This is a genomic window from Desulfatiferula olefinivorans, from assembly GCF_054657895.1.
Genome location: NZ_BAAHXV010000026.1, coordinates 39,239 through 58,023, shown reverse-complemented (window position 1 = coordinate 58,023; position 18,785 = coordinate 39,239). Strand labels below are relative to the sequence as shown.

General features: G+C 55.3%; 14 protein-coding genes. 5 read left to right on the top strand and 9 right to left on the bottom strand.

The window, feature by feature from the left end; translation table 11 throughout:
* Nucleotides 1–27: 27 nt before the first annotated feature.
* The 4 genes from ACYQ11_RS16275 to bamJ all read right to left on the bottom strand — a co-directional run bounded on the left by ACYQ11_RS16275 (nt 28) and on the right by bamJ (nt 3,093).
* On the bottom strand, nt 28–1,197 hold the full coding sequence (locus tag ACYQ11_RS16275; protein ID WP_459924869.1) for an MFS transporter: 1,170 nt from the start codon (nt 1,195–1,197) through the stop codon (nt 28–30).
* Nucleotides 1,198–1,212: 15 nt separating this feature from the next.
* Nucleotides 1,213–1,680, bottom strand: a complete 468-nt coding sequence (locus tag ACYQ11_RS16270; protein WP_459924868.1) for an N-acetyltransferase — start codon at nt 1,678–1,680, stop codon at nt 1,213–1,215.
* Nucleotides 1,681–1,964: 284 nt separating this feature from the next.
* The gene (locus tag ACYQ11_RS16265; protein ID WP_459924867.1) at nt 1,965–2,303 is read right to left on the bottom strand and encodes a hypothetical protein; all 339 of its coding nucleotides are present in this window, start codon (nt 2,301–2,303) and stop codon (nt 1,965–1,967) included.
* A 175-nt stretch (nt 2,304–2,478) separates the two neighbouring features.
* A complete protein-coding gene (gene bamJ / locus ACYQ11_RS16260; protein ID WP_459924866.1) occupies nt 2,479–3,093 on the bottom strand; it encodes a BamJ family beta-barrel-assembly machinery protein in 615 nt (204 codons plus the stop codon).
* A 455-nt stretch (nt 3,094–3,548) separates the two neighbouring features.
* On the opposite strand from bamJ, the gene ACYQ11_RS16255 reads away from it, so the two are divergent.
* Both ACYQ11_RS16255 and ACYQ11_RS16250 read left to right on the top strand, forming a co-directional pair.
* Complete coding sequence (locus ACYQ11_RS16255; RefSeq protein ID WP_459924865.1) at nt 3,549–5,303, top strand: ABC transporter substrate-binding protein; 1,755 nt, start codon at nt 3,549–3,551, stop codon at nt 5,301–5,303.
* 71 nt (nt 5,304–5,374) lie between these two features.
* Nucleotides 5,375–6,151 carry a substrate-binding periplasmic protein gene (locus ACYQ11_RS16250; protein ID WP_459924864.1) on the top strand — a complete coding sequence of 259 codons (777 nt, stop codon included), beginning with the start codon at nt 5,375–5,377 and terminating at the stop codon, nt 6,149–6,151.
* A gap of 24 nt (nt 6,152–6,175) precedes the next feature.
* Here the strand turns inward: ACYQ11_RS16250 and ACYQ11_RS16245 are convergent, their stop codons facing one another.
* From ACYQ11_RS16245 to ACYQ11_RS16235, 3 genes are all read right to left on the bottom strand, one after another.
* Nucleotides 6,176–9,448 (bottom strand): PAS domain S-box protein, encoded by a 3,273-nt coding sequence (locus ACYQ11_RS16245; protein ID WP_459924863.1) that lies wholly within the window; start codon nt 9,446–9,448, stop codon nt 6,176–6,178.
* A gap of 110 nt (nt 9,449–9,558) precedes the next feature.
* On the bottom strand, nt 9,559–11,268 hold the full coding sequence (locus ACYQ11_RS16240) for a methyl-accepting chemotaxis protein (protein ID WP_459924862.1): 1,710 nt from the start codon (nt 11,266–11,268) through the stop codon (nt 9,559–9,561).
* A gap of 542 nt (nt 11,269–11,810) precedes the next feature.
* Nucleotides 11,811–12,896 (bottom strand): murein transglycosylase domain-containing protein, encoded by a 1,086-nt coding sequence (locus ACYQ11_RS16235; protein WP_459924861.1) that lies wholly within the window; start codon nt 12,894–12,896, stop codon nt 11,811–11,813.
* A 411-nt stretch (nt 12,897–13,307) separates the two neighbouring features.
* Here ACYQ11_RS16235 and ACYQ11_RS16230 point away from each other — a divergent pair, with 411 nt between their 5' ends.
* From ACYQ11_RS16230 to ACYQ11_RS16220, 3 genes are all read left to right on the top strand, one after another.
* The gene (locus ACYQ11_RS16230) at nt 13,308–14,141 is read left to right on the top strand and encodes a hypothetical protein (protein ID WP_459924860.1); all 834 of its coding nucleotides are present in this window, start codon (nt 13,308–13,310) and stop codon (nt 14,139–14,141) included.
* Between the two features lie 30 nt (nt 14,142–14,171).
* A complete protein-coding gene (locus ACYQ11_RS16225; RefSeq protein ID WP_459924859.1) occupies nt 14,172–14,561 on the top strand; it encodes a YajD family HNH nuclease in 390 nt (129 codons plus the stop codon).
* 283 nt (nt 14,562–14,844) lie between these two features.
* Nucleotides 14,845–17,022, top strand: a complete 2,178-nt coding sequence (locus ACYQ11_RS16220) for a hypothetical protein (RefSeq protein WP_459924858.1) — start codon at nt 14,845–14,847, stop codon at nt 17,020–17,022.
* 204 nt (nt 17,023–17,226) lie between these two features.
* Here the strand turns inward: ACYQ11_RS16220 and ACYQ11_RS16215 are convergent, their stop codons facing one another.
* Together ACYQ11_RS16215 and ACYQ11_RS16210 are read right to left on the bottom strand one after the other, a co-directional pair.
* On the bottom strand, nt 17,227–18,105 hold the full coding sequence (locus tag ACYQ11_RS16215; protein ID WP_459924857.1) for a radical SAM protein: 879 nt from the start codon (nt 18,103–18,105) through the stop codon (nt 17,227–17,229).
* 205 nt (nt 18,106–18,310) lie between these two features.
* The gene (locus ACYQ11_RS16210) at nt 18,311–18,676 is read right to left on the bottom strand and encodes a heavy-metal-associated domain-containing protein (RefSeq protein WP_459924856.1); all 366 of its coding nucleotides are present in this window, start codon (nt 18,674–18,676) and stop codon (nt 18,311–18,313) included.
* Nucleotides 18,677–18,785 lie beyond the last annotated feature (109 nt).

Sequence of the window (18,785 nt, the reverse complement as noted above, 5' to 3'; positions counted from 1 at the left end):
GGATAACCATAGAAAACGCGCGAGGCGTCAGTCGTTTCGGGCGAATATACACCAGATGAAAAAGACAAGTCCGCCCGCCATGATCAGGGCGCCGACGGGAAAAGCGTGGTTCAGATCGAAATAATCCATGGTCAATCCGGCAATCAGTGATCCCAGAAGCATCCCCAGGCTGTGGGCCATGGTGAGGAGCGCCATGACCGATCCCAGGGCATCGACCCGTTTTCCTTCGGTAACAGCCATGGCCGACAGTGCAGGCAGGGATATGCCGCCGCCCAGACCGAAAAGCAGCACGGCCGTCAGCAGAAAGTTAAATCCGTCGGCCCATTCGATGATCGCCATGGACACGGCGATAATGATTCCGCCCCCGATGACCAGAAGGGGCTTGTTCATCCGGTCTGCCAGATATCCCATGGGCGTGTGGAATATCCCGCCGATCAGAACCATGAGCATGACCAGTGTCCCCGTGGCGGAACTGTCCAACTGAAATTCCGTGGCGGCGAACAGGGGAAGAAAACACCAGATCACCCCCACACAGGTGGTGTACACAAACCGGAATGAAAAAAGGCCGAGCATCACGCGGTCGGACAGAATGACCGACCAGGATTCGGCTTTACGGGGGGTCGTCGACACATGTTCCAGATGCACAGGAGGAAGAAAAATAAAACTGAACAAAAAGGCGACGCCGGCCAGAATTCCCATGCCGAGGAAGGCGGCGTCCAGCCCGAATCGGGAATGAATCACGCCGCCCATGAAAGGCCCCAGACTGAGACTTAAAAACATGGCCATGCTGAACAGGCCCATGTAGAACCCTTCTTTGCCTTCGGGGGTGATGTCACCCACATATGCCTGGGCCACGGGCATGATCATGGCCGATGCGATGCCTTGAAAGAATCTCAGAAAAATCAGGGTGTCTACACTGGATGCCATGATAAATCCCAGTGAAACCACGGCGTAACAGAACAGGCCGAAAACAATGTAGGGTTTTCGCCCCCGCCGGTCGGACATGCGTCCGAAATACGGCAGAAGGAAGGTGCGTGAGATGGAAAAGGAGCCGAAAATCAGGCTGATGTAAAGACCGCTGGCGCCAAGGTCATGGGCGTACACCGGCAGAAGCGGAATCACGATCCCCACACCGGTCACGGCGGAGAAGATCGAAAAAAACAACACGCTGAATATTCTGAGTTCCTTTCGTCCCATACCGTCAGCCTGAGATCAGGAATGGGGATCGAGGGACAGCATCATGGCCGTCTCATCGCAGTCCGGAAATTTGACGCAGGAAATGCAGTCGGACCAGATTTTCAGGGGCAGCTCGGCACGATCGATCACGCTGAACTGAAATTTTTTGAAAAAATCCGGGCGGTAGGTCAGGGTGAACAGTTGTTTGATTCCATATGCCCGGGCTTCGGCGATGACCGATTCGACCAGATAACGCCCGATGTTTCGGCCCTGGAATTCCTTTCTGACCGCCAGGGACCTTATCTCCGCCAGGTCTTCCCAGCAGAATTGCAAGGCCCCGCACCCGCCTACGCCGCCCGTTTCGGGAATTTCGAAGACAAAAAAGTCTCTCACATGGTCGTAGAGCTGACTGAGAGGACGGGACAGCAGAACCCCCCTTTCGCCGTAATCGGAAAGAAGGGCGTGAATGGCCTTGATATCCTTGATGGTTGCCTTGCGTATCATGGAGGATCCGTTTCACCTTGTTGTTTGACGGCTTCCTAAAAAGTCCGATTTCTGCGCTTTCGCTTCATCCCTCGTCACTGCGGCGTACCCTAAGTACGCCTCATTCCTTACGGATTCGCGACGCCGTAAGCTCGAACTTTTTTCTTTGCCGTCCTTTGATGACTTTTTACGAGTTCATCATTGTTTCGTGGATGCCAAATTAAAAACGCCCCCCCGGAGGGGGACGTCGACCTGACGCTATAAATGGTAAGTTCATGGACGGACCCATGAACGGTCTTTCCGGATCAGATCTCATCGAGGAAATCGATTTGATCGTCATCCACCGTCTTTTTCGAAACCGAATCATCGATGGACCGGTAAATCGTACCGTTGACCTTGAAGACGGTAATGTTCAGTTCTTGTTTTCCGGGGACAAGGGGCTCCATTTTCACGGCGAAGCTGTCATCGTCGTCACTGATCAGGATCTGATAGTCATCGGCCAGAGCCCCCAGTCCTGCCGTCAGATCCGTGCCATCGTCAAATCGCCCCTTTTCCTTGAGGACGGCATCGATCTGGGCGAGTGACGCATCGCGTTTCACCTGGTTTCCGATATACTTGACATTTCTGTTCTGCTCGTCGGTCACGGATCACCTCCCGGTTTCACATCCCATGTCACGAGAACGGCTGCGGTCTGTTTCGACACCATCCCCCTGCCCCATCCTGATTTGAAATGACATGTCACTGATCTTATACACCATCTCAAATCGGTCAACAACCTCTTTTCCCCAGGGCTTCCCCAGCCTGAGGAAAACAGGCATCCTACATCACATTGATCAGTTCAACGGTGAAGACCAGGGTGGCGTTGGGCTCGATAGCCCCGCCGCTGCCTTCACTGCCGTAAGCCAGGTCGGAGGGGATGAACAGTTCGTATTTGGAACCCTCGCTCATCAGTTGAAGGGCTTCGGTCCAGCCCTTGATCACCCCGTTCAGGGGGAAGGTGGCCGTCTGCCCCCGGCGGTAGGAGCTGTCAAAAATCTCGCCGTCCAGGGTTTTGCCTTCGTAATGGGTCTCAACCGTATCATCGGCGTTGGGTTTTTTACCGGTCCCTTCTTTGATCACCCGGTACTGGAGGCCGCTTTCGGTTTCCACGACCCCCTCCCGACCTTTGTTCTCCGCGAGAAAGGCCTTGCCCTGTTCAAGGTTGGCGTTCGCGGCCGCCTGACCGGCCGCCTGTTGTTTTTCCCGCATGGAGGCCTGAAACTGCTGGATGATCAGCTGCATCTCGCCCACAGACATGGTGGGTTTCTGCCCCTCAAAGGCTTCTTTGAACGAACGGCAGAACACATCCGCGTCCACGTCGAACCCCTGCCGTCTGAAATCACCGCCGATGCTTTGTCCGAGAACATAGCCGATCTTTTCACTGTCGTTTTTCATACTCCCTCCATGTGGGTGTTTAAGATTTAAAAAGTCCGGCCTTTATACACCAGGTGTTATCGAATTGCATGGAAAAAATCCGAAATGTCCTCCTGAACGGAAGGCCTGAACATCGCGACGCGATAAAATCGCAAGGATCAGGCGCCGCACCGTGTTTCCGCTTGACAATGATCCATTTCGTGGTAACTTAGAAAGCATAAATTCCAACCGTTTCATTCGTTTCAGAACCTTATTCTCATTATCGACAGACGTTATTCATTGTAAAACAGGATTCCCCCTGTTTTCCGAGCCCCTGACTTAAAAAGGGTCCCTGTATTGCTTTACCCGCATCGATCCTGCGGCCACTCGGACGTGGACCTGGCCGCCGTCCCCGGTTGCGCTTGACCTGCCGATCCCACCCATGGCGACGGCCGGTTATCGCAACCCTACCCTTACCCGTTTGAATGGAGGTATGTATGAAACACCCGCGTCTGATCAAACCTGCTGACAGTCTGGGCCGATGGGCCGCTGCCCTTGCTGCCCTTGCCCTGCTGGTCCCGGCCCAGGGATTTTGTGATTACAAGGCTTCTGCACAGAAATGGGTCGACAGCGAATTCCAGCCGTCGACCCTGGGTGCGAACGAGCAGATGAACGAAATGGAATGGTTCATCAAAGCATCTGAACCGTTTCGCGGCATGTCCATCAAAGTGGTTTCAGAAACCATCGCCACCCATGAGTATGAGGCCAAGACCCTGGCCAAGGCCTTCTCTGAAATCACCGGCATCAACCTGACCCACGAGCTGATCCAGGAAGGGGAAGTCATCGACAAGCTCCAGACCCAGATGCAGTCCGGTCGGAATATCTACGACGCCTACATCAATGATTCGGACCTGATCGGAACCCATTTCCGATACGGCAAGGTCGAGGCCCTCAGCGATTTCATGGCAGGCGAAGGCAAAAGCGTGACCCTGCCTTCCCTGGACCTCGATGACTTCATCGGCAAATCCTTTACCACGGGCCCGGACGGAAAACTCTACCAGCTTCCGGACCAGCAGTTCGCCAATCTCTACTGGTTCCGTTACGACTGGTTCAAGCGGCCCGATCTCCGGAAGAAATTCAAGGACATTTACGGCTATGAACTCGGGGTCCCCCTGAACTGGTCGGCCTATGAAGACATCGCGGATTTTTTCACCAACAAGGTGGGAACCATCGACGGGGTGCGTGTGTTCGGTCACATGGATTACGGCAAGAAGGACCCGTCCCTTGGCTGGCGGTTCACCGATGCCTGGCTGTCCATGGCCGGAACGGGTGATCCGGGTTTCCCCAACGGCAAGCCTGTCGATGAATGGGGCATTCGCGTGGACGGATGTCGTCCGGTGGCATCAAGCGTGGAACGCGGAGGAGCCACCAACGGACCGGCCGCCGTCTACGCCCTGACCAAATACATCGACTGGATGAAAGCCTTCGCTCCGCCCGAAGCCATGCAGATGACCTTTTCCGACGCCGGTCCCGTTCCGGCCCAGGGCAACATCGCCCAGCAGATTTTCTGGTACACGGCCTTTACCGCAGACATGACCAAACCGGGTATCCCGGTCATGAACGCGGACGGCACACCCAAATGGAGAATGGCGCCCTCCCCCCATGGCCCCTATTGGCACGAGGGCATGAAACTCGGGTACCAGGACTGCGGTTCCTGGACTCTGATGAAAAGTACGCCTCTCAAGCAACGTCAGGCGGCCTGGCTGTATGCCCAGTTCACCGTCTGCAAAACCGTCAGCCTCAAGAAAACCCTGGTCGGACTGACACCCATCCGTGAGTCGGATCTCAATTCCCAGACCATGACCGACATCGCTCCCAAACTGGGCGGCCTGGTCGAATTTTTCCGCAGCCCGGCCAGGGAAGCCTGGTCCCCCACGGGGACCAACGTTCCCGACTACCCCAAATTATCCCAGCTCTGGTGGCAGAATGTGGCGGAAGCGGTGACCGGTGAGAAAACGCCCCAGGAAGCCCTGGACCGTCTGGCCGAGCAGCAGGACCGGATCCTGATGCGTCTTGAAAAAAGCGCAAGCCAGGGAGACTGCGGACCGAAAATCAACGAGGCCAAAGGAGCCGACTACTGGCTGAGCAGGCCCGGATCACCCAAACCCAGGCTTGCCAACGAAAAACCCAAAGGGGAAACCATTGATTACGATAAGCTCATCCAGGCATGGAAAGAAGGTCGGGTGAAATAAGGAGCACGTGAAAATCATACGTCCGTCCCCGGGGGCGGACGTATGATCATCCTTAAAACATGAGGTGCAGCATGAAAATCAGATTGTTTTCTCTTGGATTGGCAATTTCATTTTTTACGTTCTTGAATCATTCGTTTGCAGAATCAAGAACCATTACGATTGGTGCGGATGTCTGGTATCCATTTAACGGCATCGCTCAAACGAGCGACCTTGGGTTTATGATTGACATTGCTGTCGAAGTCTTTGGGGAAAAAGGCTATGTCATTGAATATACGAACAAGCCCTGGAATCGCGCCATCTCGGAATGCCGCGAAGGGAAAATAGATGCCATTGTCGGCGCGTTCGTAGCCGATGTGCCTGATTTTGTTTTTCCTGAGATTGAACAGGGCGTCTCCAGAACGTTATTCTGGGTAAAAAAAGGGAGTCAGTGGAAATATGACGGCATCAATTCTCTTGGCAATTTTCCGATAGGGGTTATTGCCGATTATTCATACGGTGAGGAGTTTGACAACTATGTCAAAAAGTATAAGAACGACTGCAAACACGTACAGGTTGTTTTTGGCGACAGTGCTCTCACATCCAACATCAACAAACTGATGAAAGGACGGATTGAGGCCTTTGTTGAAGACATGATGGTCTGCCGCATTGAATTAAAAAAGATGACATTATCAGATGAGGTTCAACCGGCGGGACTATTGACCGAGAACAACGTGTATATCGCCTTTTCACCCATATTGGAAACCTCACCGGCCTATGCAAAAATTCTCACGGAAGGAATGACAACCCTTCGAGAAACAGGAAAATTGAAAACGATATTGGACAAATATGGCTTGTCGGATTGGAAGTAGGATGGTGTGAAGGAAGGATAGGCCTCAGGTTCGATCGAGGGATTCCCGGACTTTGGCGGCCAGTTCTTTTTTGGTGAACGGCTTCTGGAGGAAATTCAGCCCATCGTCCAGGATGCGCCGATCGGCGATCACGCTGGCGGTGTAGCCCGACATGAACAGCACCGTCACTTCCGGTTTGATGCTTCTGATCTGATCGGCCAGTTCACGGCCGTTCATCCCGGGCATGATCACGTCGGTGATCAGAAGAGGGATCATCCCGTCATGTCCGCGGGCAAGGCCAATCGCTTCGTCGGGCGTGGATGCCTTGAGCAGAAGGTATCCCTGACGTTCGAGCATCATCGAGGTCATGCGAAGCAGCGCAGGATCATCTTCGACCAGAAGCAGGGTTTCACTGCCCCCGGACTCTTTCTCGGCCTTCCTTGCTTTCAGTGCCTTATCCTCGTGCGCCTTGTTTCGCGGCAGATAGATCCTGAAAACGGTTCCCTGCCCCGGTTCACTGTAAATGGTTATAAATCCTCTGTTCTGTTTGACGATTCCGTAAACCGTGGCGAGACCGAGGCCTGTTCCCTTTCCGGCGGCTTTGGTGGTGTAAAAAGGCTCGAACACCATGTCACGGGTACCGCCGTCCATGCCGCATCCGTCGTCACTGACGGCCAGGACCACATAGTCGCCGGGAAGAACATCCGCATGCTGGGCGCAGTATGCGGCATCAAAGGACATGGAGGCCGTTTCAATGACGATCCGGCCAACGTCGTCAATGGCGTCCCGGGCATTCACGCACAGGTTGACCAGGATCTGGTCAACCTGGATGGGGTCCATGTAAACCGGAAAGAGCCGGGGGCCGGGCCGCCAGACCAGATCGATATCTTCTCCAATCAGCCGCCTCAACATTTTAAGCATGCTTTCCACGGTATCGTTCAGATCAAGCCTTTGCGGTGCAATGGGTTGCTGTCGTGAAAACGCCAGAAGCTGTCGCGTGATGTCCGCCGACCGCCGCGCCGCCATGAAAATTTCATTCAGATCCTCACGGAGTTCGCTGTCCGGCTCCAGTTTATCGAGAAGCAGCTCCGTATACCCGATGATGACCCCCAGCATGTTGTTGTAATCATGGGCCACCCCGCCGGCCAGACGCCCGACGGACTCCATTTTCTGTGCCTGGAGCAATTGGGTTTCCAGCTTTTTCCTCTCGGTGATGATTTCAATATAAAGAATGATGCCGCCAATGGCCCCGTCGGCTTCGAACCAGGGGCGGCATTCCCACTGACTCCAGTCCACCGTGCCGTCCGGTCGATCCAGCCGGTCTTCCTGACCCTGTTCCACATTTCCTGCGAGCACGCGCCGGTGAGCGTCTTTCCATTTTTGGGGCAGATCCGGAAACACGTCGTAATGATGCCTGCCCACGATCGATTCGTCCGTGATCCGGAAATCGGAAAGATATCGCTGGCTGACGTAAATATACCGGAGATCCTTGTCGAACACGGCGATGGCGCTCCGGTTGTGCTCGATGATGTAGCGCATCAGGTCATGGGTGTGTGCCAGGGCCTGTTCGGACCGTTTGTGATCGGTGGCATCCATAATAATCCCGTGCCAGAGGGTGCTTCCATCGGGCAGACGCTCGGGGTGGCCCTGGGACCACCGCCAGCGAAGGCCCTGGGTCGGCAGAATGACCCTGAACTCACACTGGAAGTGCCCGAGGGTTTCGGCCGAGGCCTTTATATCCGCCACCACGCGATCGTGGTCTTCGGGGTGGATGCGTCCGTAGGCCGGTGTGGCGTCTTCCCTGACATCGTCGGGAAACAGTTCGTAAATATCATAGATACCCGGACTGGCATAGGGAAAGGCCGAGCGACCGTCCGGATAAAGGCGGAACTGGTAAATCACGCCCGGTACCATCCTCGCCAGGTTCGTCAACAGGTCCAGGCTTTCGGCCCGGTGCTCCTCTGCACGACGCCTCTCGGTGATGTCCATGATGTTGCCCACCACTCGCTCAATCCGTCCCTCGTTCCACAGGGCCCTGGCCGTGGTCCGCACCCAGAGCCGGCGGCCGGCGACGGTGGTGAACGGCAGTTCGAAGTCGTATGGCTCCCCGTGGTTGGCGCAGCGGTCAAAGGCCTTCCGGATACGATCACGATCATCCGGATCATAGCATTCCAGGCTTTTGGCGATATGCTCGGGCGATTTGGGGTCGAATTGGTCAGGGTCGAGGTCGTGGATGCGGTAGACCTCGTCGGTCCAGCTCATTGCCCCGTCGGCCTTCTTCCATTCCCAACCGCCGATTTTGGCCAGGCTCTGGGTCAGGTTCAGCACGGCCTGCCTGCTCTGAAGCTCCCGCTCGGCCCGCTTGCGATCGGTGATGTCATGAATGATGGAATGGAGGACCTCCCTGCCGTCAACGGTGACGGGACTGCTATAGACCTCCACATCGCGGAGCGACCCGTCGGAAAGGCGGTGGATAAATTCGAAATAGGTCCGACCGTCTAAACGGGCTTTGACCATCATCTCCTTTATCCGGTCTTTGGAAAGGGTGTTGATCTCCTTGATGTTCATGGAGCGAAGCTGGTCGACCGGCCAACCGTAAAATATTTCTGCCGCGTTGTTGGCCTCGATGATTCTCCCCGTTTCAGGATCCACCAGAAGTTTGACCGCGGAATGATTTTCGAACAGATGACGGAACACCTGTTCGCTTTTCAGAAGTTCGGAAGACGCCCGGCGATGCTTCCACCGGTTGACCATCAGTGTTCCCAGGGCGGACGTTGCCAGTGGATAAATAATCATGACCGGCAGGCTGATGCGTGAAAGGACCCCCATGGCCACATCCCGGGGCAGGGTCAGCATCCAGGCCAGCATGACGGCGTGAACCGCCAGACCCATCAGGTATAGTTCCTGTGAGGAGGTCTGGTGGCGACGGACACGGCGGACATGCCCCCAGATCAGCCCGATTGCCCCCGACGACAAAATCACCGCCACCCCGGTCCAGGCTCCGGCGCCGCCCTGGCTCAGTCGAAAAGCTCCGGTCATCGCCATGGCCACAGCCGACGGCAGAAGACCGAAAAAGAATCCCCCGACGCACAAAAGGACCGATCGGGTGTCAAACACCACGCCCTGGCCGAAATCCCAGGGATTCAGCATGATCGCCATGCCGATAAGGCCAAGAACAACCCCGACCGAGAGTCGTTTTAAAAAGCCCTGCTCATCATGACGGTCCGGGCGCGACATATCGTACAAAAGTCCCAGAGCCAGCAGCAAAGCGGCGTTGTTGATGAGACCGATCATGCTTGATGAATCAAGTCCTGTCATGGAGGAACCCTGCGGGGATGCCGACACGTCTCAAGAAATCAGACGGATCGGCTGCAGCCCCTGGGAATCGATGTGATACCCCAAGGGCCGGAAATAAACGGTTAAGAGGGTCAGAACCGGTATTGTCCCACTTGTGTGCTGAGTGTGACCGAAAGGTCGGACAGTTTCTCGGCACTTTCATTGACTTTCATGCAGCTTGCAGACATATCGGTGGCCGCTGAATTCACCTCGGCGATATCTGACGCGATGTCCGAGGCGACCTTCGAACTCTCGGCCATGCTGTGATGGACATTCTGAATTCCCAGAGCGGCCTGTTCGGTATTTCGGGCGATTTCATTGGTCGCCACATCCTGCTCCTTGACGGCGCTGACGATGACGGACACGATGTGATTCACCGAATCGATCACCTGACTGATATCGCCGATCTCGCTGACCGTCCCGTCTGTGGAGGCCTGGATGCCTTCGATTTTCTTCTTGATGTCCTGGGTGGCCTCGGCGGTCTGCTTGGCCAGTTCCTTGATCTCGTTGGCTACCACGGCAAACCCCTTGCCCGCTTCACCGGCCCGGGCCGCCTCGATGGTGGCGTTCAGGGCCAGCAGATTGGTCTGTTCGGAAATTTCCGTGATCACCTCGGTGACTTTGCTGATGTCGGCTGCGGCCTTGCCCAGTTCATTGACTTTTTCCGACGCACTTTTCGCTTTTTGTACCGCATCGCCGGTAACGGCAACGGCTTTTTCAGAATTGGTGGATATTTCCGTAAACGTGGCGTTCATCTCCTCGGTGGCCGCCGCGACCATCGACACGTTGGAGGTGGCGTTCTCACTGGCCTGGGCCACCTGGGACATATTCGAACTCATCTCCTCGGTGGCCGCAGCCACGGACCGGGACTTTTCCGAGACGCCGCGCGCATGGCCCGTCATGGTTTCGGCCACGTCGGTCAAGGTCATGGACGAGGTGTTCAGAACCTCGACATTTTCCGAAAACCCTTTGATCAGGGTCTGCATCCGCTCGATGAACCGGTTGAACCAGTCTGCCAGTTCGCCGATCTCGTCCTTGGTTTCGATACGTAGCCGTTTGGTCAGATCCCCCTTGCCCTGGACCAGATCGATAACCATATCCATCAGATGACGCATGGGACGGCCCATGATAACCCTGAGGCTGATGGTGACGGCGCAGACCAGAACGAGCACCACGCAGAAAAGTATCCCCACCTGAATCAGGGTGGCGCGTCCCGACTGGGCGTCCACGGTTTTGCGGAAGCTCGCCACGGTTTTGGCGGCATGGTCCTTTTTCGCGGCGATCTGCGTGATAATGTCCGCTTCCGAATAATAGGTCCGAACCGAACCGATCTTGTTGTTTTCGTAAATTGAATCAATGGCGTAGGAAAATTCTTTGTCAAGGACGACGGACTCCGGAATGATTCTGCCGTTACTGAGGTCCTTCCCCTTTCGCCAGATGGCCAGAAAAGGTTCGTTGTTTTCGTCAAACACCTCGATGGCGATCAGGCCGTCGAAATCCATGTACGACATCAGAACCTGCTCCAGCGCCTTGGTGTCGATGTTGTAAAGGAAGGTCGACGATGCACTGGCGCAAACCCGTGAGATGATCGCGATCCTGTTTTTCAGGGCGATTTTCAATTCATCCCCCTGGTTGTCCAGGGTGCGTTCGACCTGGCCGACATACTCGGTAAAAATCGACGAGACCAGCCCTGCGGTGATGCGATTGACAATCACCGTATTCAGCGAAAGAATCAGCAGAACGATAACACCGCAGATGATCGATATTTTGGCCGACACACTGAGTTTTAACCGATTCAACATCGCACCTCCATGTTCGTTAGCAAAATGACGAAAAGAAACTTATCTCGGCTCGTGGATACAACGTCCGATTGCCCACCCGGCAGCAGGTAAGGGAGGATGTGATCAAAACGGCTCGAGGCTCGCAAGAACACGCCTGCTCCGGAATATCAACTCAGGTTGTTCGTTTAAAAATAGTACCAGGCAAATGATAGTTTTATTTATAGCCTTCCACGGGCCATTCTGTCCAGAATTTTATCAAAATCGGCGGACGTTTTCCGGATGGTAAAAAAAGAGCGTCCGACATGGCCCCCGGCGTTCGTCGCCGCGAAGCGATATCACGACGATGAACGCCGGGGGGCAGATTTATTCGACAATCAGTATTGATGGTCTCGTAAAAAGTCGAATTTCAGACGGCTTCGTAAAATGTTCGAGATCCCCCTGAAGGGGATTTACGCTCCGCTCCAACAAGCTTTGCGAATCCGTCAGGAATGAGGCGTACTTAGGGTACGCCTCAGTGACGAGGGATGACGCGTAACGCAGATATCGGACGTTTTACGGAGCCGTCAGTATTCGTAGTGCTTCATGCGATCGGTAACGCGGGCCAGATAGTTCCGGGTTTCTTCATGGGGCAGTTTTTCGATGAGCGTGGCATACACCTGGTCGGGTTTCATTTTGTTGATCACCTCGGCTGCTTCACTCATGCCCACTTTTCCGATGAAGGCCCTGGCCACATTGCCCGTGCCGGTGTTGTAAGCGGCAATGGCGCAGTAAGTGCGGCTCTCTTCGTTTTCAACGGCCCGAAGGTACCGGCTGGTCAGCACCTTGAGGTAGGCCGTGCCCATCATGATATTGTTTTCAGGGTCGAACAAAAAGGACGGCGCGAGAATCTTGGGCGTGCCGTACACGAATTTGGTCGCGTCCTTGCCGGCACTCCGGGGGACGATCTGCATCAGGCCGTAGGCAGGCACGTAAGACTTGGCCAGGGGATTGAAATGACTTTCGGTGTGCATGATGGCGAACACCAGCGAGGGGTCGAGTTCCCGCTCGCTCGAGTATTTCCTGACGTTGTCGACGTGCTGCAGGGCCTTGATCTGAAGTTTTTCGTCGGGAATCCTGATGGTGATCGTCACGATGGTGTCGTCGTCGCCCTTGCCGGGACGTTCATCGATCACCGCCTGGGCACGGAGTTCCTTGACGGTTTTATTCACCTGGGTCTCCGTGGGGGTAGCCGTTCCGGTGAGCACATCGGTCACGATGGGCGCCACGGCCATGCTGTCGGAACGCTTTACATCATCCACGGCGGCAACCAGACGTTCTTCGACCCTCTGGGCCAGGACGTCCCGCTGAAAGGCGGTCCGGTTGGTTTCGGTGATAAGGTCCTTCAGTTCCCGGGTCATCGCCTCATCCGGACGCCCGTCGTTTTTTTTGCGGATCATCTGAATGTTGATGGTTCCCTTTTCAAAATCCACGATTTTTCGGGTTTTGAAATCTGCGGAATATTCCACCCACCGGGAGGTCCCGGCCATTTCTCCATCGGCCCAATGACGGGTGATTTCGTCTTTGTAGCGCGAAAATTCTTCATGGACGATATGGCGATAGGTCTCGAATTCATCGGTCACCTGTTTCTTGTACCGGCTGAACTCATCCATGTAAGCTTCTTTGAACGCTTCGCTTCCGGACGGATCTCCGATTGAACGGGACGAAAAAGGGCCCAGGGCCAAAAGGACAATCACGATCAATACAAAAGCATTCGGTTTCATAACCATACCATCACATTCCGGTGAGTTTAACGCATTGAAATCGAGCCGATGTCCTCGTCCCGATATCCCCCCTGTCAAAAACCTCCTCTGCGAAAAAAGGCAGAACGATCACGATCTATATTTTTACAAAATCCCGGAGAATTCAAGTCCTAAATAGATGCCCGGATCTGTGAGGGAACCTGAGAAAGGGGTTTTCCCGATGATTGCCCGTTGGCTTGGGGAAACATCCATTTGAAATTGCAGTCGGCCCGGGGACTATGGTATGGTACTTTTTTGTTTACGGTCACAGGAGACAAAACGGTGGTACAGAGCGAAACACAAACTCCCGGCGGTGTGTATCTTTGCCAGGTTGACGAAAGCATTTCCTGCGGAGCCTGCTGCGGCCTCTACAACGTGGCGGACCCGTCCTTCGAGGGCCTGACCGCCCTGCTCGAGCGCCGGACCGACCTGTTCGAGAAAACCCCTCGGGATTTCGACTCGCTGGAGCGATTCGCAAGAACAGTCGAATCCATGGAAAACCCGGAACGGCCCTACCCCGAATTTCACCACTGCCCCTACCTGGGCCTGATCGGCGAGAAAAAAAGCAGGCCCGGCTGCCTGCTCCATCCCCTGGGACATGGGAACAACGGCGTTGACCACCGTGGACTGAGCCACTGGGGAGGCATGGCCTGTGCCGGTTATTTCTGCCCGACCTGCCACGATCTTCCGGCGCGATACAAAACCCTGCTCCGGGGATGTTCGGGGAACTGGCATATTTTTGGGCTGATGGCGACGGAGTCCAACGCCCTCTCCTCGTTTTTCGGCCTGATCGAGGCCCGGACCGGAGCGTTGATCAGACCCGCTGAGGCGCTCAACCGTCCCGATTTCATCCGGGCCGTCAACGATTTCTTCGAACTGAAAATCACCTGGCCCCATCGGCCGGCCCCTTTCAACCGGCTGGGAAACTATTTTTTCAAGGACGATCTCTATCCTCGTCCGGTGCTGGATTATCAGACTCTGGGCCTTTCCGTTCCGGCTGTCGATGCCATATTAAGGTCACTTCATACCGCCTGCAACACCCGGACGGAGGCCAAGCGCGCCATTAACATCATCGAAACAATCATTGAAAGGGCGGCTTTCGCCCTTTCGGCATAAATCAAACCCACTCATGCAAGGACACATGACATGGCACTGATCAAAAAAGCATCCACATCCGGCAAGCTGGATCAACTGCTTGCCGAATCCCGGGAAAAAGAAAAAGGATACAGGGAGAGGGCCTTGAAACTGTTCCCCTGGATCTGCGCCAAGTGCGGCCGGGAGTTTGACGGCAAACGGCTCAAGGAACTGACCGTTCACCACAAGGACCACAACCACGACAACAATCCGCCCGACGGCAGCAACTGGGAGCTGCTCTGCCTTTATTGCCATGACAACGAACATGCCCGTGACCAGGTGGCGGACTGGTACGACGGCGCGGAACGGGAGCCGGACCACCGGGACGCGTCCTTCGGGAACAAGCCCTTTGCCGCGCTCGAAGCCCTGCTCAAAAAAGACGCAAAACCCAAAAAAGACTGACTCCTTCTGGAGCCGCACCGGAGCCCCGTGATCCGGTGCGGCTTCTTCATACCCCCGCCATATTCCCTCTAAGGTAAAAATCGCATTGACATCCCCCTGAAGCCTCTGGTATAGCATCGTTACCTTTAAGAAACATTTTAGTCTCACATATTTATTTTTTTCACCAACAAATACGGACACACCATCTGCCGATGATATCGGAATCATGTTACGTCATAATTGATGACGAGACACAGATTCAGATCATCGGCGTCACCCACCAACCATGAAAGGAGATCGAAAAATGACGATTTCCATGCAGGGATCATGGACCGTATCGGTCCACAGCAAACAGGCCTCCTGGGCACAGAGGTACGTCATTCAAGGGTCTGCCAACAGCGTCGACGGCGAATACTATGACACCAGCCCCCCCTTGTTCGTATCGGGCAATGAGTGGGGCATCACCATTCAACACAATCCCAGCGGTCCCGTCAGCTGGATTCAGAGCCGAACCCGGATGGTCCGTCACCGGGTATCCGCAGGACAGTTTCTCTTTGACATCGAATCCAACGACACGGGAGGGGATGAGGATTTCAACGATCTGATCCTGACCTGCGCCATGACTCTGTCCCCAGCCGACTATGTGGTTTACGGCACGGTGCGAAGTTACAGCGGCCTTTGTCCGTTCAATCCCTGTTTCCCCAGGGATTTCCATGTCATCGACACGCCGTTTCAGCTTTCGGAACTGCTCAAGCACAAAAAAACCCGGGCCATCCTTGAAAAAATCTACCCGGAACGGGTCAGGGAATTCGAGGCTGTCAAACCCTTTCCAAACCCCGATCCCCCGCCCTTTGTCCCTCTGATGATTCCAAGCGGCCTCGGTGACAACACAGGGTATGCCGTCTCACACGACGCAGCGATCGGCGATGAAAACCGTAAGACCATTGTTAGCCGTGCCCAACCCCTTACCGTCGCTTCGGGCAAAACCATCGTCAATATCAAAGAAACCGCTGCCGACACCCTTTTGACTCAAGACGACCGGCTGATGCTCGGACGCATCCGGGACGCCTTCAGGGTCAAGCCCTGCACGGTGGATGACGTTTCACAGACCCTGCTCAGGTTCATGGAATACGATCGGACCGATTCGGAAAAACTGGGCGGGCCCTATACCGGAGAGGGGCATCGGCATGCCCTGGGCATCAGCGCCACCGATGAGTTCGGATCCTTTCTGTTCCGCTTTACCCAGTCTTATGAGCAGCTTGCCCAGGAAAACGAGGATATCGCCGCCGGTGAGTCCCTGGAAACCGAGCTTCGCCCCGATGTGATGATTCAGCTTCTAAACGAACTGCCCGCCGGAATCATGTACGAAACCGCGCCCTACTACAACATTTCCAATATCAAGCGCATCAACCTTTGTATCCCGTCACGCGAACTGGAAGCGCCGAAAACGTCCTGTCAGGGAGGACGGGCCATCCAGGCCCTGGGCAACCTGTCCATCATCACCGACGGTACAACCCTCCACAGCGACGGCACCGTCTCCAACACCAGCAGCACCGGCCCCCTGGTCAGCCGCGCCGCCTGGTACGGAACCCTTGATCTGTACGCCTGCTTCCTGGATACGGACCCCCGGGTTACCCATTACACCCTCAGGTATCGAAGCCATGACGGCCTTTCCTGGAGCGGATGGAATTATGTCAGTGAAGAATACCGTCATCCCCGGCAGCAGACCGACGGAACATGGCGAAACGAACGCATCGGTCCGGACCCCCTGGCCCTTCGGGTCAACGGCCCCTCCCAGCCCAAGGTGGTGGTGGGCGCCTATGTGAACATCGAGGATCAAGCCGTGAATGTGGACTGGCAGAACTGGAACCGTGATCGAAAGCTTCAGATTCATACGTCATTGTATCAGTCCGCCTCGGGTCAGGTTGAATTCCGGATCGACGGGTTCGACGCATCGGGGGAGAAGGTCGCTGCGGCCCAGGATACCATCCGCCTGTTCATTGACAACACCTGGACAGAGGGCGATATCGATACCATTCAAATGGGCTCGGCCGATCCTGGCGAATGCGCGTTCTTCGACCTGCCCACCCCCGGACAGCCCCTCTCGGTCAGATACCGGGCCACAGACCCCGAGGGGTTCATGGACCAATACACCCTTTGTGTGTATCGGGGATCGAACACCTTCGTTTCAACCAAAAACCCTGTAACCGATGCACCGGTAAATTTCTCCTATCAGCCGGTCCACCCGTTCCGGTTCCACGGGACGCTCGATGAAACCCTGGACCCGTCCGGGTACGTCGAAATCACCCTGGTTCCCTCCGGAACGGACAACAGCTGGCTGTCGACAGGCGTAGGGTTCTGTGCGTTTTCCTTTGAACTGTCGGCCCGGGACCGGAAAACCAACGGCTACAGCACACCGTCGAACCGTATTTTGTGGCGCGAACTGGTGGGCATGTCTTACGACTGGTCCGAGTCGTCCTGACCGGCCTGAAACGAAAGGACCTGTGGACATCATCCGTCCACAGGTCCTTTCACCGTTGATGAACCCGTTAAAAGCATCAAGGGGCGGCAAAGAAAAACGTTCGGGTTCAAGGCGTCGCGAATCCGTAAGGAATGGGGTGTACTACGGCTACGCCGTAGTGACGGGAACTGACGGGTAACTCAGAGATCGGACGTTTTCGAAGCCCTAAAGCCCCCGCATGGCATCCTGGCGCAGGGCACCCATATCCCGGGAGACCAGAATCCGGTTGACGGTGTCGATCATGGCGGTTTTGTCTTTCTGGAGCTTCCCGCTGACGGGCAGGTAGTTGGAGGCATGGGAGCCGATGAAGGTCAGGTTGTCGATCTCGATGTTCTCGAACATCACCTTCATTTCTTCCAAGGTTTCGAAGGGATCGGGCAGCACGAATTCACCGGCCTCGACTTTCCTGAACAGGGCGGTCCGGGGAACCGGTGTGTAGGTCAGGGCCGCCAGATACCGGGGTTTCATCAAGTTGGTGATCTCGGCGGTGAGAATCGCGTGGCGACGGGCGCTTTCACCCCGGCCGGCGATGCCGAGCAGGACCATGGACGACAGGTTCATTCCCGCGTCAACAAGATATCGTCCGGCATCGAGCATCTGCTCGGCCGTGACGCCCTTGTTGACGGCATCAAGGACCCGGTCATCCCCGGATTCAACACCCAGGTAAACTTTCGTCAGGCCGGCGTTTCGAAGGCGTTCCAGGTCACGTCGCCCTTTGGCCAGGGTACTCTGGGGCCCCACGTAACTGCCCACATGGCGGAGGGATGGAAAGGTTTTATACAGGGCCGTCAACAGTTCGATGAGAATATCGGTATCCATGGATACGGCATCCCCGTCGCAGAGAAACACCTTTTCAAGATCACCGTAATAATCCGCAGCCATGCGAATATCCTCAAGGATCTCGGTTAAGGGGCGCACCCGGAAGCGACGATCCTTGTACATCCCGCAGAAGGTGCAACCGTTATGCGAACAGCCGATGGTACACTGGAGAAGGTAGCTGTTCGCTTCGGAAAAGGGCCGATAGATCTGTCCTTCGTAACGCATGGGCACGCTCCTTGGGGATGGGGAAGTTTCACACATGCATATAATCGGATGGGCTGTCCTGTCAAGGATTTAGGGCCGAAACCCCTTGTTTTTAAAGAATCTCTAACGTCAACGTCAACTTCTCCCCCGTCACCGGCCCGTCCGAAAAAACATTCCTGAACAAGACAACTCCCGACGGCTGAGTGCCGGCGGGAGTTGTTTCAACTCAATGGTTATGGCCCTTCCCGCTTTGTCTTTCTCCGCGTTCATATTTACAGCAGGCGGGCAGTTTGTTGTACACATCGTCATCGGCTTTGTGCATGGGGGTATCGTGCCCCGCACCTGCGACGGCGTTCTGAATCCGATCCGTATCGGTTTTCGAAGTGTCAAAAACGACCGTGAGCTGCCTGGTTTCAAGGTTCCAGTCCGCTTCGGAAACACCGTCCACCGACCTTGCCGCCTTTTCAATGCGATTTTCGCACATGCCGCAGAGACCGGGAACCTCAAAACGTTGCGTCACGGACGCCTGTGCAAAACACAGGGTCGAAACCAGAGCAAACACAATCACGTAAGGTATGGTTTTGGTTTTCATGGTATCACTCCTTGATAGTCTCGTAAAAAGTAAGTTTTTGGACGGCTTCGTAAAATGTTCGAGATCAAGGCTTGCGAATCCCGAGGAATGAGGCGTACTTAGGGTACGC

Excerpts from the sequence above, each read along its gene's own strand:
- ACYQ11_RS16250 (WP_459924864.1), top strand. The coding sequence starts at position 5,375 with ATGAAAATCAGATTGTTTTCTCTTGGATTGGCAATTTCATTTTTTACG.
- ACYQ11_RS16275 (WP_459924869.1), bottom strand. The coding sequence starts at position 1,197 with ATGGGACGAAAGGAACTCAGAATATTCAGCGTGTTGTTTTTTTCGATC.
- ACYQ11_RS16270 (WP_459924868.1), bottom strand. The coding sequence starts at position 1,680 with ATGATACGCAAGGCAACCATCAAGGATATCAAGGCCATTCACGCCCTT.
- ACYQ11_RS16225 (WP_459924859.1), top strand. The coding sequence starts at position 14,172 with ATGGCACTGATCAAAAAAGCATCCACATCCGGCAAGCTGGATCAACTG.
- ACYQ11_RS16245 (WP_459924863.1), bottom strand. The coding sequence starts at position 9,448 with ATGACAGGACTTGATTCATCAAGCATGATCGGTCTCATCAACAACGCC.
- ACYQ11_RS16235 (WP_459924861.1), bottom strand. The coding sequence starts at position 12,896 with ATGGATGAGTTCAGCCGGTACAAGAAACAGGTGACCGATGAATTCGAG.
- ACYQ11_RS16255 (WP_459924865.1), top strand. The coding sequence starts at position 3,549 with ATGAAACACCCGCGTCTGATCAAACCTGCTGACAGTCTGGGCCGATGG.
- ACYQ11_RS16220 (WP_459924858.1), top strand. The coding sequence starts at position 14,845 with ATGACGATTTCCATGCAGGGATCATGGACCGTATCGGTCCACAGCAAA.
- ACYQ11_RS16215 (WP_459924857.1), bottom strand. The coding sequence starts at position 18,105 with ATGCGTTACGAAGGACAGATCTATCGGCCCTTTTCCGAAGCGAACAGC.
- ACYQ11_RS16210 (WP_459924856.1), bottom strand. The coding sequence starts at position 18,676 with ATGAAAACCAAAACCATACCTTACGTGATTGTGTTTGCTCTGGTTTCG.
- ACYQ11_RS16240 (WP_459924862.1), bottom strand. The coding sequence starts at position 11,268 with ATGTTGAATCGGTTAAAACTCAGTGTGTCGGCCAAAATATCGATCATC.
- bamJ (WP_459924866.1), bottom strand. The coding sequence starts at position 3,093 with ATGAAAAACGACAGTGAAAAGATCGGCTATGTTCTCGGACAAAGCATC.